Origin of the sequence: Peristeroidobacter soli (genome assembly GCF_004138485.1) — a bacterium.
Classification (GTDB): Bacteria; Pseudomonadota; Gammaproteobacteria; order Steroidobacterales; family Steroidobacteraceae; genus Steroidobacter; species Steroidobacter soli.
Genome location: NZ_RYEV01000004.1, coordinates 1095536 through 1108741 on the forward strand (window position 1 = coordinate 1095536; position 13206 = coordinate 1108741).

Consider the following 13206-nt stretch of genomic DNA (forward strand, 5'->3'; position numbering starts at 1 on the left):
CTTTCACAGCCGAACGGAGCAACGCCAGCACATCGAGGATTTTTGCAATTTGAGCAGTCGCTACTCAGCCAATTTGCACAGGCCGGCGACGGACGACCGAAGTCGTGCGCAAAAGTGCGTGCGGGTTGCAGCGACAACGCACTGCTGTGCGAAGCGCCGCTGACGAGATTGGTGCGCGAAGCCCGGGCGACGCACGTTCGCGGTGCGCGCCGGGCCTGAAATTACCGCGTTAAATCAGACAATTTGTATCGGCAGCAAACAAAGTCAACGTGTTGCTCTCTTTCTGTTTGGAAACATCGTCACTGACAACGATGGACGCCAGCGCTCAATACCCGACCGCCCTGCCCCGCTCATTGCGTCCATCGCTCGCACCCAGCCGCTGTCCGGTCGCCAGATCGATCTGAATGCACTCGCCGTCGCCGCCGAGACCGAAGCCGATGCTGTGACCGCGAGCTTCGAGCAGTTTGATGGTGTCGGGCGAGAAGCGGTTGCGCTCCATCTGGATCCGATCGGGGATCCATTGATTGTGGAAGCGAGGCGCGTTGACCGCTTGCTGGATGTCGAGGCCGAAGTCGGCGACGCCAACCAGAATGTTCGTGACCGTGGTGATGATGGTCGGGCCACCCGGCGAGCCGAGCACCAGCCAGAGCTTGCCGTCCTTCAGCACGATGGTCGGCGTCATCGCCGACAGCGGACGCTTGTTCGGCCCGACCAGATTGGCGTCGCTTTGAATCAAGCCGAACATGTTGGGCACGCCGGCCTTGGAGGAGAAGTCGTCCATCTCGTTGTTGAGCAGGAAGCCCAGCGAGCCGATGGTCACCTTCGAGCCGTAGCTGCCGTTGAGCGTCGTGGTCACAGCGACCGCGTTACCGTCTTTATCGACCACCGAATAGTGGGTGGTCTGGGTGGACTCCGGTGCCGTGGCCTTCACCGGATTCTTCTTCGCATACGCGGCCAACGCCTTCGACACCTGCGGTCGCTCGAGCCGCGCTGAGGCGCTGGCCCGCTGCGGATCGATGGACGCACGCCAATCGACGGCGTACTTCTTGTCGGTCAACTCGAGGACCGGCAGATTGCTGAACTCCGGATCGCCCAGAAACTGCGCACGATCGTAGAACGCGCGGCGATAGCTCTCCGTGATCAGGTGAATCGCTTCCGCCGAGCCGAAGCCCGCCTTCTTGATGTCGAAGCCTTCGAGGATGTTGAGCGTCTCGACCAGTGCGATGCCGCCGGACGACGGCGGCGGTGCGCTGATGATTTCGAGGCCGCGATACGTGCCACGCACCGGCGTGCGATCGACGACATCGTAGTTCTTCAGATCCTGCACCGTGATCAGGCCGCCGCCCGCCTGCATGAACTCGGCGATCTCACGCGCCATCTTGCCGGTGTAGAACTCATCGGGATCGGCAACGATGCGTTCCAGCGTGCGTGCCAGCTCCGGCTGTTTCAGTACATCGCCCTGATGCCAGCCTTTGCCGTCGTTCTGGAAGATGCGTCGGGAGTCGGGAAAATTCGGCATGTTCTTGTCGTTGGTGAGCGCGCGCGCCTCCGCCCAGTCGAGCTCGAAGCCTTCCGTCGCCAGCCGGATCGCCGGCGCGACCACTTGCGCGAGCGTCAACTTGCCGAACTTTTTCTGCGCGTGAACCATGCCTTTGACGGAGCCGGGAACACCGACGGCCTTGTAGCCGACACGGCTCAGCATCGGCACCACATTGCCGTCCTGGTCCTGATACATCGTCGACGTGGCTTTGCCCGGCGCCTTTTCGCGGAAGTCGAGGAAGTGGGTTGCGCCCGAGCTCATGCGCACGAGCATGAACCCGCCACCGCCCAGGTTGCCCGCGGCCGGATGCACGACGGCGAGCGCAAATCCGGTCGCAACCGCCGCGTCGATCGCATTACCGCCGGCCTTCATCATGTCGACGCCAGCCTGCGAGGCCAGCTCGTGCACGCTCGCGACCATGCCATTGTCGGCACGCTCGGGCTGCATGCCGCTCGCCAGGCACAACGGCGCGACGATCAGGGTAAAAAAGAACACCAAACATCGAGCTTGCAGCTTCATGCGACCGGCCTGTATGTCCGAAGGAACCCGCGCATTGTAGTCCCTCACACGCCACGATTGTCATCGTTCCGACATGATTGCGTCACACGTGCCACGCCCTCGCGAGCGCAGACTGCCGCCTCCCCTCACATCGAATGGAGTCTCGATGCACATGATCCCAAGAACGTCCGCTCTCGCTTCCGCCGTGTGTTCATTGCTTGCCGGCGCGGCACAGGCCGGGCCGTACAACGCCCTGGTCTTCCACCACGCGCCGGTGCACTACCAGGACACGGATTCCAGCGACTATCCGTCGGACTACATCACCGCGTTCGACTACGACTCAGACCGGATTTCGACCAACAACTGGGACAACCGCGCCGGCGGCCTGTGGCCCGCGACGGTCTACTACTCAGTGGTGGAAAGTTGCAGTCACTACTTTGTTACCTATGCGTTCTTTCACCCGCGCGACTGGTCGGACACCATTTTCGATCAGGAGCACGAGAACGATCTGGAAGGTGCGCTGCTGGCCATCCGCAAGGACGGCACCAGCTTCGGCAAGCTCGAAGGCATGATCACGGTATTCCATACCAACTTCTTTTCGTTCACGCCGGCCGGCAGCGCGCTGACCGACGGCAACGAGAGCATCGATGGCACGGTGTCCTTCGAAGCGCACGACGGCGTGAACCGGCCGAAGACCGTGCAGGAAGCGAAGGGACATGGCTTGAAGGCGTGGCCGTATGCGTCCGACTTCAATGGCGGCGCGAATCAGGATGGCATCATCTACTACCCGACCCAGGGCGCGGCCGACTATCCCACCTCGGGCAACGATCGCTTCGTTCCTTATCGGCTGGTCGATATCCACGCCGCCAATGGCATGTGGGCTGCGGCGATCGACGATGCCAATGTACCGGGCGGCAGCGCGCAGACGTTCAATTCCTGGGGAACGTTCAAAGGCGATACCAGCGGCGGCTGCGGATCGGGATTGAAATCCTGTAGCAGCAACTCGGCCAACACGCCCTGGGGCTGGGACGACGGCGACGATGGCGGGAGTTATCGCGGCGAGTTCGCGCTCGACCCCGCGCACCTCGTCGAGCATTACTTCAACGGCACCGGCACCTTCAGTCAGCAGTACGTGAGCAACCCGTACCTGCAAGGCCTGCGTGCAGCCGGGTTCAACAGTGCTCACCTGCCCTCGGGATTTCCGTCGCAGCTGAATCTGGATGCGATGTACTCGAAGCTGACGGCGACGTGCCCTGCTCAGTGATCAAATGGAGAGAATCGCAGCCTGATAGACCACTGGACCGGTCGCCGCGCCCGTGGGCGAGCCGCCGACCGGTTCCAGAGTGACGGCGAGTCCTTGTGCGCCCGCGAGCAGCGGGCGCAACTCGGCGGGCAATTCCGTATCGACCGATCCCGTGCCGGTCGGCAACACGCCAAGTGAGCGAGGAGCCGCGCCGCCCGCCGGCAGAATCCACAGTTCATATGAATTCGTTGGCGCGGGCGCCGTCGCATTGATCGATTTGATTGCGAGCCGCCCCTGTCGCGCATCGACGCTCACGACCCACAGCGGCTGCGACTGCGGTCCATTCACGACGGCGATATACTGCTGAGTCAGCGGCGTTACTTCCGTTGGCGTGCGCGCGAGCAGCACCGCGAGCACGACGGCCGCAGCGGTCGCGGCCAGGCTCAAACCGCGCCACAACCCGAGCCGTTCGAACCAAGGCACGCGAGCGATCTCACGCTCCGCCTTCGCGCCCGTACGTTCGAGCACCTGTTTCCAAACCTGCGGACGGGGCTGGACACTGCTCGTGGCTTGCGCGAGCGGACTGAGCTGTCGTTCCCAATGCCACACGGCTGAACGGACTTGATACGAATCCCGCATCCAGCTCTCGAAGCGGCGACGCGCACGGCCGGTCAACGTGCCGAGCACGTATTCCGACGCGAGCCGCTGCACGAGTTGTGGGTTGCTGTATCTCATTGCTCGAGACACTTCTGCAGGCTGAGCAGACCGCGGCGGATCCAGCTTTTCACTGTCCCGAGCGGCGTCTGCAACTTCTCGGTGAGCTCCGCGTGCGTGAGTCCTTCGAAAAACGCCAACGTCACAGTGCGCCGCTGCGTGTCGGTCAACGTGTCGAGGCACCGGCGCACGCGCGCAGCCATGTCGTCGCTCATCGCCATCATGGAGGGATCCGGTCCGTCGGCTGCCAGCGTGTTCGACATATCTTCGTCCAACGCCTCGGTCGGCCGCTGCGCCCGCAATTTATCGAGCGCCAGATAGCGCTGCACCGAATACAGCCAGGTGAGCACGCCGCCACGTTCGGCCTGATATTCCGACGCGCGATGCCAGACCTTCACGAACAGGTCCTGCAAGACATCCTCCGCCAGTTCGCGCCGCTTGAGCATATGGACCCCGGCACCCAACAGCTTCGGGGCAGTCAATTCATACAGACGAGCGAAGGCCTGGCGATCGCCATGCGCCGTCGCCTGCAGGAGCCGAGCGAGTTCTTGTTGCTCCGCCATCGACTAAAGCCTTTCCACCTCTGAATCACTGGCCGCCGGCCCGGTCCGCCGTCCAGAACTTACCCTTCCTGTACGTGGCGGCAGGCCAATTGGACGCAGTCGTCCATAAAAAATCTACCCGCTGCATCCGCCGCCCGGCCTCGCCCCGTACTTGCCTCCGCAGATCACATCTTATGTTCAGCTCGCCAGGAGGATACCTCATGAGCAGTCCAGTGCGCCGGTCCGTGCTTGCCGCCCTCGCGGTGGGGACTGCGCTGATCGCCAGCTTGCCGGCCCAGGCTTCCAGCCACCGGGAAGCGCCCTTCATCACCACCATGCCGCGCGTGGACGGCACCGACTTTTATATGTTCCGCAGCTACGAGGCCGGCCGCGACGGTTTCGTCACGCTGATCGCCAACTACCTGCCCCTGCAAGATCCGTATGGCGGACCGAACTACTTCGATCTGGAATCCGATGCCATCTACGAGATCCATGTCGACAACGACGGCGACGCCCGCGAGGACCTGACATTCCGCTTCAATTTCGCCGATGTCGTCGCAGATCTCAAGGTGCAGGCCGGCGATCGCATGGTGTCCGTGCCGCTCAAGAACATCGGCGGCATCGGGCCGGGCCAGGACGGCACGGGCGCGCTCAACGTGCGCCAGACCTATACGATCGATTTCATTCGCGGCAGTCGACGCACCGGCAACTCGCGCTCCATCACGTCGAACTCCGGTGAAACGCGGTTCCGCAAGCCGGCCGACTACATCGGCACGAAATCCGTCGCCGACTACGAAACCTACGCCCGCGATCACATCTACGACATCGTGATTCCAGGATGCGGCAACGGTCGCGCCTTCGTCGGTCAACGCAAAGAGGGATTCGCGGTGAATCTCGGCCCGGTATTCGATCTGGTGAATCTGAATCCCCTCGGCCCGCCGAATGCTGTTCCCAATCCCATCGGCAATCAGAACATCACCACGCTCGCCCTCGAAGTGCCGATTTCGTGCCTGGCTCGCAGCAACGAACCAGTCATCGGCGCGTGGACGACCGCAAGCATGCGACAGGCGCGCATCCTCAATCCGAATCCGATCTTCGACAACAATCGCCGACCGCAGATCTCCGGCGGCGCGTGGACGCAGGTGTCACGCCTGGGCGCGCCGCTCGTCAACGAAGTTGTCATCGGCCTCAAGGATAAGGATCGGTTCAATGCCAGCCAGCCGCGCGACGATGCGCAGTTCGCCACCTATGTCACCAATCCAACATTGCCTGAGCTGCTCGAAATCCTGTTCAACGGCGTAGCCGTGGCGCCGAACATGTTCCCACGCACCGATCTGGTCGCCGCGTTTCTCACGGGCGTGCAGGGATTGAATCAGCCGGCGAACGTTCGGCCCGCGGAGATGATGCGCTTGAATACCAGCATCGCCGCGAAACCCGCTCCCAATCAGAACACGCTGGGCGTGCTTGGCGGCGATACCTCCGGCTTCCCGAATGGTCGTCGACCTGGCGATGACGTCGTCGACATCGAGCTGCGCGTTGCCATGGGCGCGCTGATCCCCGATGCGAGCGTCGCGCCAAACAACACAGCGCCGCTGACCGATGGTACGGCGGTGAGCGCCGCCGATTTCGATGAGCGCTTCCCCTATCTGCGCTCGCCGAACCCCGGCGCGATGTAAGGAGCAGGACCATGAACTCCAATCTCGGATATCTGGTGCTGGCGGCGCTGCTCGTCGCTGGCTGCGGCGGTGGCGGGTACGAAGGAAGCGGTGGCAACGGCAATTCTCAACCTCCGCCTGGCGCGACTGGTACGGCATTCACACCGTTCATCAAGGCGCAGTTGACGCAGACATCGAACACGGCAGAGCCGACGGACGTGAACGACAAACAGTTCGAGTTCGATGAGGACGAGACTTCGTTCGATGACGTACTCCAATAACAACAGCGCCATACCAGGGCGGCCTCTCCTCGCCGCCTTGGTTCTTCTGTGCTCCGCGCTGGCGTCGGCGCAGGCTGCGCCTTACCTGCCGCGATCCGATGCGGTCGTGCTTGCGACTGTTCCAGCGGGTGTGCGCACGGCGGCACTGCGTCCGAAAGATCTGCAAAGTGCAACGACCCAAGCGGCCGCTGATGTCGAGTCGGCTCGCATCACCGGCGATCCTCGCTATCTCGGTTACGCCCAGTCTGCGCTTGGACCGTGGTGGGCGGCGAAGGATGCGCCGCTCCCGGTGGTACTGATCCGGGCTCAGATTCATCAACACAATCATTTATTCGAGATGGCGCTCGTTGATCTCGATCGTGCGCTTGCACTCGATCCTCGGAATGCGCAGGCACGGCTGACTCGGGCAGCGATTTATCAGGTGCAGGGCAACTACTCGGCGGCGGCAACGGACTGTCGCGGTCTTGCGCTGCTGGTTGAACCGCTGGTCACCATCGATTGCATGAGTCGCGTCAGCAGCCTTCGTGGTGAGGCGAGCGAGGCGTACCGGAAACTGGTGTTGTTACGGAATCGTGCCGATGGCATGGAACCTCGTCAGCGCAAGGAAATCGAGCTGACGCTCGCCGATATCTCGAAGCGGCTCGGAAATGACGAAGCGGCTCGTCAGCACTATGGGATCGCGCTCTCGGCCACGCCGCCGGATGCGTACACGTTGCTCACCTTTGCTGATTTTCTGCTGGAGCGGCGTGCGTATAGCGAGGTGACCGCGCTCTTCGGACGCTACCCCGAATATGCGGACTTGCTGCTTCGAGCTACGCTCGCGGCGCGCGCCATGCGTGTGCCGAACGCCGGCGCGCTGGCCCAGCAGCTTCGCGAACAATATGCCGCTCATCAGCGTCGCGGTGACTTTGTTCCGACGCGTGACTACGCGAGATTTCTGCTGGATATCGAAGGCAAGGCGGCGGCCGCGCTCGATGCCGCGCTCGTCAACTGGCGCAGCCAGCGCGAGCCCGCCGACGCAATCATCGTGGTTCGAGCGGCGATTGCCGCCGGCCGGACGGCGGCGGCGGCGCCGGTGGCAACGTTTATTCGTGAGAATGGGTTGGAAGATGTGCGCTTAGCCGCGTTGCTTGCACAGCTACACGTCCCGCCGCACGTACCATCCGAGCATTCTGCCCAGCCCGGTCTCGTGCACACCGCCGGCCATCGCGAACAAGTATCGCCGGAGCCGGCGGCATGAGAATCTTCGCCCTCGCCCTTCTGCTGCTGCTCGCGCCACAAGCTCTCGCTCACAAACCCAGCGACAGCTACCTCCAGCTCACTCCGACCGCACACGGCTTCGCCGGCGAGTGGCGCATCGCTCTGCGCGACCTCGAACCGGCGATCGGCCTGGATCGCGATGGCGATCGCAAGATCACGTGGGGTGAACTGCGCTCACGGCACGCGGAGATCGCCAGCTATGCTATCTCACGCCTGGCCATCATCTCGCGCGACTCCCCCTGCGACGTCCATACAGGGCCGCAGCTCGTCGATGACCTGAGCGATGGCGCTTACACCGTGCTGCCACTCGTCGTAACGTGTGAACGCAACGTGGCACCGTGGAGCATCGATTACTCACTGTTATTTGATATCGATGCAACTCATCGCGGCCTGATCGCACTCCACGGCGCGGGGGCACCGCAGACGTTCGTACTGTCGCCGCAGAACACTCACGCAACGTTGTCCGTCGACGGGCCGAGCCCGGGCCGGCAATTCATCACCATGGCACGCGAAGGCATCTGGCACATCTGGATCGGCCTCGACCACCTCCTGTTCCTGCTGGCGCTGCTGCTTCCCGCCGGCCTGCGCTCACGGGATGAATCCACCGGCTGGGCGCCCATGCTCAAGGATGTCGTGACTCTAGTCACCGCCTTCACCGTCGCACACAGCATCACTCTGTCGCTCGCGGCACTGAAGATCGTCTCTCTGCCGCCACGACTCATCGAGACGACCATCGCCCTGTCCATCGTCGTCGCAGGCTTGCGGCTGCGCTACGCAATCACACGGCCCGCGACCTGGATCGCCTTCAGCTTCGGACTCATCCACGGCTTCGGCTTCGCCAACGTACTCGCCGACATGCAATTGCCGTCCGGCTCGCTGGCGCTGTCGCTCTTCGCATTCAACATCGGCGTCGAGCTGGGCCAGTGCGCCATCGTCCTGCTCACCCTGCCCATGATCCGGTACGCACGACGCCACGTTTTCTATGAGCGCACCTTCATGCCCGCCGCCGCGCTGCTCATCGCCACGATCGGACTGGCGTGGTCGGTCGAGCGTGTCGTGGGTTAGCCGGCCTACCAGAGGAAGGGCAACAACCGATGCGGCACCCTGTGCGCATAGTCGCTGTAGCCGGCCAGATTCTTGAGCAGAAATCGTTCTTCCTCCAACAACCGCCACGCCAGCACGGCCACGTTGGTAATTATCGTTAGCAGCCCCCACCACGAGCCGAGCGCCAAAGGAATGCCCGCCAGCATCACTACAGCGGCGCTGTACATCGGATGACGGACGATCGCATAGGGCCCCGTCGAAATGACCGTCTGCCCTTCCGCCACTTGAATCGCGGTCAGCGTCATCCAATGCCTCACTGAGCGGGCTCAATTCGAAGTCGCGGTCGTACGCAAATTCCCGCTCGGCATCGTCATGATGTCATCGGAGGACACTCCACGAACTGGGCGGCCCCGACCGAGGAAGCCGCGCTGGCCGAGCTTACAAAATACTGTCCGGACGCTGTCATCCTCGCCATTGCGCCAGATCGTGGCCGCGGTCGCAAAGATTCGTGGATAATCCCGGCCGGTTGCTTACAAGCTTGGGGATCACAGTGGCGGGACGACCGGGTCGGGACGACAAACCTCTTTACGAAGCGCTCATCGATGCCCAGAAGCTGGCGTTCGCGCCGTTGTCATTTCATGCCACGCTCGCCTTGAGAGATCTCGGCGTGCTGGCGGCGCTGGCGGAGTACAGGTCCGAAGGGCTCACCGCCGAACGCATCGCCGAGCTCACGCGCCTGCCGCTCTATGGCGTCAAAGTGCTGCTCGAAGCCGGCGTGGTCGCCGACCTGATCGCGATCGAAGGCGAGGTCTTCCATCTGCGCCAGCTCGGGCTGCTGGTCCTGCGCGACCGGATGACCCGGGTCAACATGGATTTCACGGCCGATGTCTGCTATCGAGGGATGGCGCATCTGCGCGAGACCATCACGACCGGCAAGCCGGCCGGGCTGAGCGAGCTGGGGCCGTGGAAGACGATTTACGAAGGTCTCACCCAACTGCCGCCGCAGGTTCAGCAGAGCTGGTTCGCCTTCGATCATTACTATTCGGATCATATGTTTCCAAACGCCCTGCCGCGGGTGTTTGCGGAACGGCCGCGGCGGCTGCTCGATGTCGGCGCCAATACGGGAAAGTTCGCGCTCGGCTGTCTGGAGCACGATCCGCAGGTTCACGTCAGCCTGCTCGATCATCCCGGCCAGCTCGAACTGGCCCGGCAAGCGATCGAGGCGAAGGGTCATGGCGCGCGTGCCAGCTATCACCCCATCGACTTCCTCGATCCCTCGCGCGAATTCCCGGCCGATCAGGACGCGATCTGGATGAGCCAGTTCCTGGATTGTTTCGGCGAGGACGAGATCGTCTCGATTCTCCAGCGTGCGCGGCGCGCCCTGTCACCGCAGGGGCGTCTCTACATCGTCGAAACGTACTGGGACCAGCAGGAGCACGCCGCCGCCCGCTTCGTGCTCACCATGACTTCGCTGTATTTCGCTTGTCTCGCCAACGGCAACAGCAAGATGTATCTGGCCGAGGACATGCGTGCCTGCGTACAACGCGCCGGGTTCAGTATCGAGCATGAGTTGGAACGCTTCTCGGCCAGTCACACGATGTTCGTGTGCCGGCCGAGCTGAGACGAGGTGGCGAAGTGACTCATTATTCAGTGACGGAAGCGACAGTGACTCGAGTCACGGGCATGTGACTCCAGACATCATCCCGCCTCGCAATGCCAGGCCCGCGCGTGACCGGCGGCACTATCGAAATGCCATCGACCTCCGCATCATCTGGCGACGATGCGGCGACACATTCTCACCTACGGAACGGCTCTGCTGGCCACGCTCGGCTCCGATTGCCTGGCGCAGACGCCACCACCGCGACCGGACAGTGGACAGATACTGCGGGAGCTCGAACAAGCGCCCACGCTGCGCAAGCCTCGAACACCAGCGCCAGCCACGCCTGATGTCGCGGTACGCGACACCGATTTGACGCCCGAATCGGCCGCAGCTTCGCAGACGCGCGTCGAGGTCAGGGGTTACCAGGTCAGCGGCAACACCGTGTTCTCCGATGAACAGTTGCTGGCCCTGGTCGCGCAGCAGACCGGCAGCAAGACGCTGGCCGAGATCGAGCAGATCGCCGCAGTGATCACTCGCTACTATCGCGATCACGGCTACATGGTGGCCCGTGCATATCTTCCCTATCAGGAAATCCGCGGCGGCATCGTTCGACTCGACATCCTCGAAGGCCGCTACGGCGAGCTGCGTGTAAAGAATGGATCGAAGATCGCCGATCGCCGACTGCACGCCACCGTGGAGCGAGCTGCCTGCGGTCGTAGCTGCACCGGCGAACTGATTCGGGAGCGGCCGCTGGAGCGCGGCATGCTGCGGCTCTCGGATCTGCCCGGCATCCAGGTGCGTGGCGAGTTGCAGCCCGGGCGCGAAGTGGGAACCTCCGACGTCGTTGTAAACGTCGAGCCCACACGTGGCTTCCGAGGTTCGGTCGATGCGACCAATTACGGCGGCCGCTATGTCGGCCGCGAACGAGCCACGCTCGCGGCCGCCTATGCCAACCCACTGGGCATCGGCGATCAGGTCAATTTCCAAGGCGCGTACTCGCAAGGCAGCACCTACGCCGGCCTCGGTTATGACTTGCCTGTCAACTACCGCGGCACTCGCTTGTTCGTCTCCGCTTACCGCATGGATTATGAGTTGCAGGAAGCGTTCGAAGCGCTGGGCGCCGAGGGCGACACGGTCGGTGGCGAAATCGGCCTGACGCATTCGTTGTTCCGCGACTCGCGACGCAGTCTCGGCGCGCGCGTGACCTATGCGTACAAGTCCGTCAAGGACGACGTCGCCGTGGTGGAAACGTCCAACGAGCGCAGAGCCAGCACTTACGCTGCCACACTGGACGGCGCACTCAATGATGATTGGCTGGGCCGCGTGGCGACCAATCGCGTGTCGCTCGGCTACACCGCGGGTGAACTGGATATTCGCGATCCGCTCTCGGCCGCGATCGATGCGGTCACGGTGCGCACCGATGGTCATTTCGACAAGATGGTCTACTGGCTGTCGCGCACTCAGTACATCACCGATCGCTGGAGCGTGTATCTGCGAGTGACAGGACAGATCGCCGCTCAGAATCTGGACTCGTCGGAAAAGTTTTATCTGGGCGGCCCGAGCGCGGTGCGCGCCTATCCGGTCGGTGAAGCGGCCGGCGATCGCGGCTATCTCGCCTCCGCCGAAGTGCGACGGACCTTTTTCGGACCGTTCGGCGGCATCAGCGAAGTCAGCGCCTTCTACGACCGCGGTCACATTCGTGTCGACGCGCAACCCTGGCAAGGAGCCGCGATCGAACGGACGCTGGACGGCGCCGGCGTCGGATTTGACTGGAGTCAGCAACGAGGCTGGTCGCTCGCCGCGGCCGTCGCGTTCCGCGGTTCCGAGAGAGCCACCAGCGGACTGGATCGCGATTATCAGTTGTGGTTGTCCGGTGGCTACCGGTTCTGAGTTGTCCAAGGAGCTGTTCATGACCTCGCAAACATCCGAGTCCGACACCCCGCTGTTCTATCGGGATCCGCAGCTGATCTCGTCCCGCGATCATGCGCACTGGCGTATCAGGGACGGCGGTGTCGAATTTGCGCAGCAGACCATCGCCGTCCCCATCGTCATCGGCGAGTTCATCGCGGCGGCCCGCTGCTTTCCCATCCTGTTCAGCGCCGCGGGCGACACCATCAACCCAATCGCGCTGCTCGGGCTGGATGCCAACAATCTGTTCGTCAAGAACGGTCGATGGATCGAGGGTGTCTATATACCCGCGTACGTCCGGCGCTATCCGTTCGGCTTCATCGAGCATCGCGACGGCGTCGCGCTCGGCATCGACGCCGCCTCCGAACGCATCGTGCGCGACGGAGATGAGGGCCAGCCACTGTTCGAGAGCGGCGAGCCGACGGATGTGACCCGGCAGGCCCTGCAGTTCTGCGACGCCTATCGCGCCGAGGCCGACGTGACACAGGCCTTCTGCCAGGCACTGCAAACGCAGAATCTGCTCATCGACCGCCGCGCCGATGCCACGCTTCCCAACGGACGCAAGTTCGCCGTCGACGGCTTCCGCATCGTGGATGTAAACAAGTTCCGTGCGCTCGATGCGGCCAGCGTCGTCGAGTGGCATCACAAGGGTTGGCTGGCACTCGTGCATCATCACCTGGCCTCGCTCGACCGGTTCGAGGACCTGCTGGCACGGCGTGGCGCGCGCGATCGCGAATCACTGTCGGATCAAGCTGTCGCTTAGTAAGTGAACGAGGCGCGCCGGCCGTGACTCAGGTCACGGCCGCTGACGCCCCGATGTCGCATGTCACACCCGTTCGGCATCTGTCCGGGACGGGATGCTCGTTCTAGCGTTGCTGACGCCATGCCCGGACACACAAGACACCCAACCCATCGCCTCAA

The 13206-nt window shown here is 63.1% G+C and carries 12 protein-coding genes; 8 read left to right on the top strand and 4 right to left on the bottom strand.

Annotated elements, in window-relative coordinates; genetic code table 11:
• Nucleotides 1-325: 325 nt before the first annotated feature.
• Nucleotides 326-2059 carry a gamma-glutamyltransferase gene (ggt, locus tag EKO19_RS20140; RefSeq protein WP_129778232.1) on the bottom strand — a complete coding sequence of 578 codons (1734 nt, stop codon included), beginning with the start codon at nucleotides 2057-2059 and terminating at the stop codon, nucleotides 326-328.
• Nucleotides 2060-2204: 145 nt separating this feature from the next.
• Here ggt and EKO19_RS20145 point away from each other — a divergent pair, with 145 nt between their 5' ends.
• Nucleotides 2205-3302, top strand: coding sequence for a hypothetical protein (locus tag EKO19_RS20145; RefSeq protein ID WP_129778233.1), 1098 nt, complete (start codon nucleotides 2205-2207; stop codon nucleotides 3300-3302).
• Here EKO19_RS20145 and EKO19_RS20150 read toward each other — a convergent pair whose 3' ends face one another.
• Together EKO19_RS20150 and EKO19_RS20155 are read right to left on the bottom strand one after the other, a co-directional pair.
• Nucleotides 3303-4016: an anti-sigma factor gene (locus EKO19_RS20150; RefSeq protein WP_129778234.1), complete on the bottom strand. Its 714-nt coding sequence runs from the start codon at nucleotides 4014-4016 to the stop codon at nucleotides 3303-3305.
• Nucleotides 4013-4558 (bottom strand): sigma-70 family RNA polymerase sigma factor, encoded by a 546-nt coding sequence (locus EKO19_RS20155; protein ID WP_129778235.1) that lies wholly within the window; start codon nucleotides 4556-4558, stop codon nucleotides 4013-4015. The genes EKO19_RS20150 and EKO19_RS20155 overlap by 4 nt, the downstream gene beginning before the upstream one ends.
• Nucleotides 4559-4758: 200 nt before the next feature.
• Here EKO19_RS20155 and EKO19_RS20160 point away from each other — a divergent pair, with 200 nt between their 5' ends.
• Genes EKO19_RS20160 through EKO19_RS20175 form a run of 4 tightly spaced genes read left to right on the top strand, consistent with a single transcriptional unit; the run spans nucleotide 4759 to nucleotide 8798 of the window.
• Nucleotides 4759-6213, top strand: a complete 1455-nt coding sequence (locus tag EKO19_RS20160) for a DUF4331 domain-containing protein (protein WP_129778236.1) — start codon at nucleotides 4759-4761, stop codon at nucleotides 6211-6213.
• A gap of 11 nt (nucleotides 6214-6224) precedes the next feature.
• The gene (locus EKO19_RS20165; RefSeq protein WP_129778237.1) at nucleotides 6225-6473 is read left to right on the top strand and encodes a hypothetical protein; all 249 of its coding nucleotides are present in this window, start codon (nucleotides 6225-6227) and stop codon (nucleotides 6471-6473) included.
• A complete protein-coding gene (locus EKO19_RS20170; protein ID WP_157995351.1) occupies nucleotides 6457-7713 on the top strand; it encodes a tetratricopeptide repeat protein in 1257 nt (418 codons plus the stop codon). Before EKO19_RS20165 ends, EKO19_RS20170 begins: the two co-directional genes overlap by 17 nt.
• On the top strand, nucleotides 7710-8798 hold the full coding sequence (locus EKO19_RS20175) for a HupE/UreJ family protein (RefSeq protein WP_129778239.1): 1089 nt from the start codon (nucleotides 7710-7712) through the stop codon (nucleotides 8796-8798). The genes EKO19_RS20170 and EKO19_RS20175 overlap by 4 nt, the downstream gene beginning before the upstream one ends.
• A gap of 5 nt (nucleotides 8799-8803) precedes the next feature.
• Here the strand turns inward: EKO19_RS20175 and EKO19_RS20180 are convergent, their stop codons facing one another.
• A complete protein-coding gene (locus EKO19_RS20180) occupies nucleotides 8804-9082 on the bottom strand; it encodes a methyltransferase family protein (protein WP_129778240.1) in 279 nt (92 codons plus the stop codon).
• A gap of 245 nt (nucleotides 9083-9327) precedes the next feature.
• Between EKO19_RS20180 and EKO19_RS20185 the strand changes: the two genes are divergently transcribed.
• The 3 genes from EKO19_RS20185 (at nucleotide 9328) to EKO19_RS20195 (ending at nucleotide 13048) form a co-directional block, all read left to right on the top strand.
• Nucleotides 9328-10398 (top strand): class I SAM-dependent methyltransferase, encoded by a 1071-nt coding sequence (locus tag EKO19_RS20185; protein WP_217705472.1) that lies wholly within the window; start codon nucleotides 9328-9330, stop codon nucleotides 10396-10398.
• Between the two features lie 159 nt (nucleotides 10399-10557).
• Nucleotides 10558-12267 (top strand): ShlB/FhaC/HecB family hemolysin secretion/activation protein, encoded by a 1710-nt coding sequence (locus EKO19_RS20190; RefSeq protein ID WP_129778241.1) that lies wholly within the window; start codon nucleotides 10558-10560, stop codon nucleotides 12265-12267.
• A 19-nt stretch (nucleotides 12268-12286) separates the two neighbouring features.
• Entirely contained in the window at nucleotides 12287-13048 is a 762-nt protein-coding gene (locus EKO19_RS20195) for a SapC family protein (RefSeq protein ID WP_129778242.1), read from the top strand.
• Nucleotides 13049-13206 lie beyond the last annotated feature (158 nt).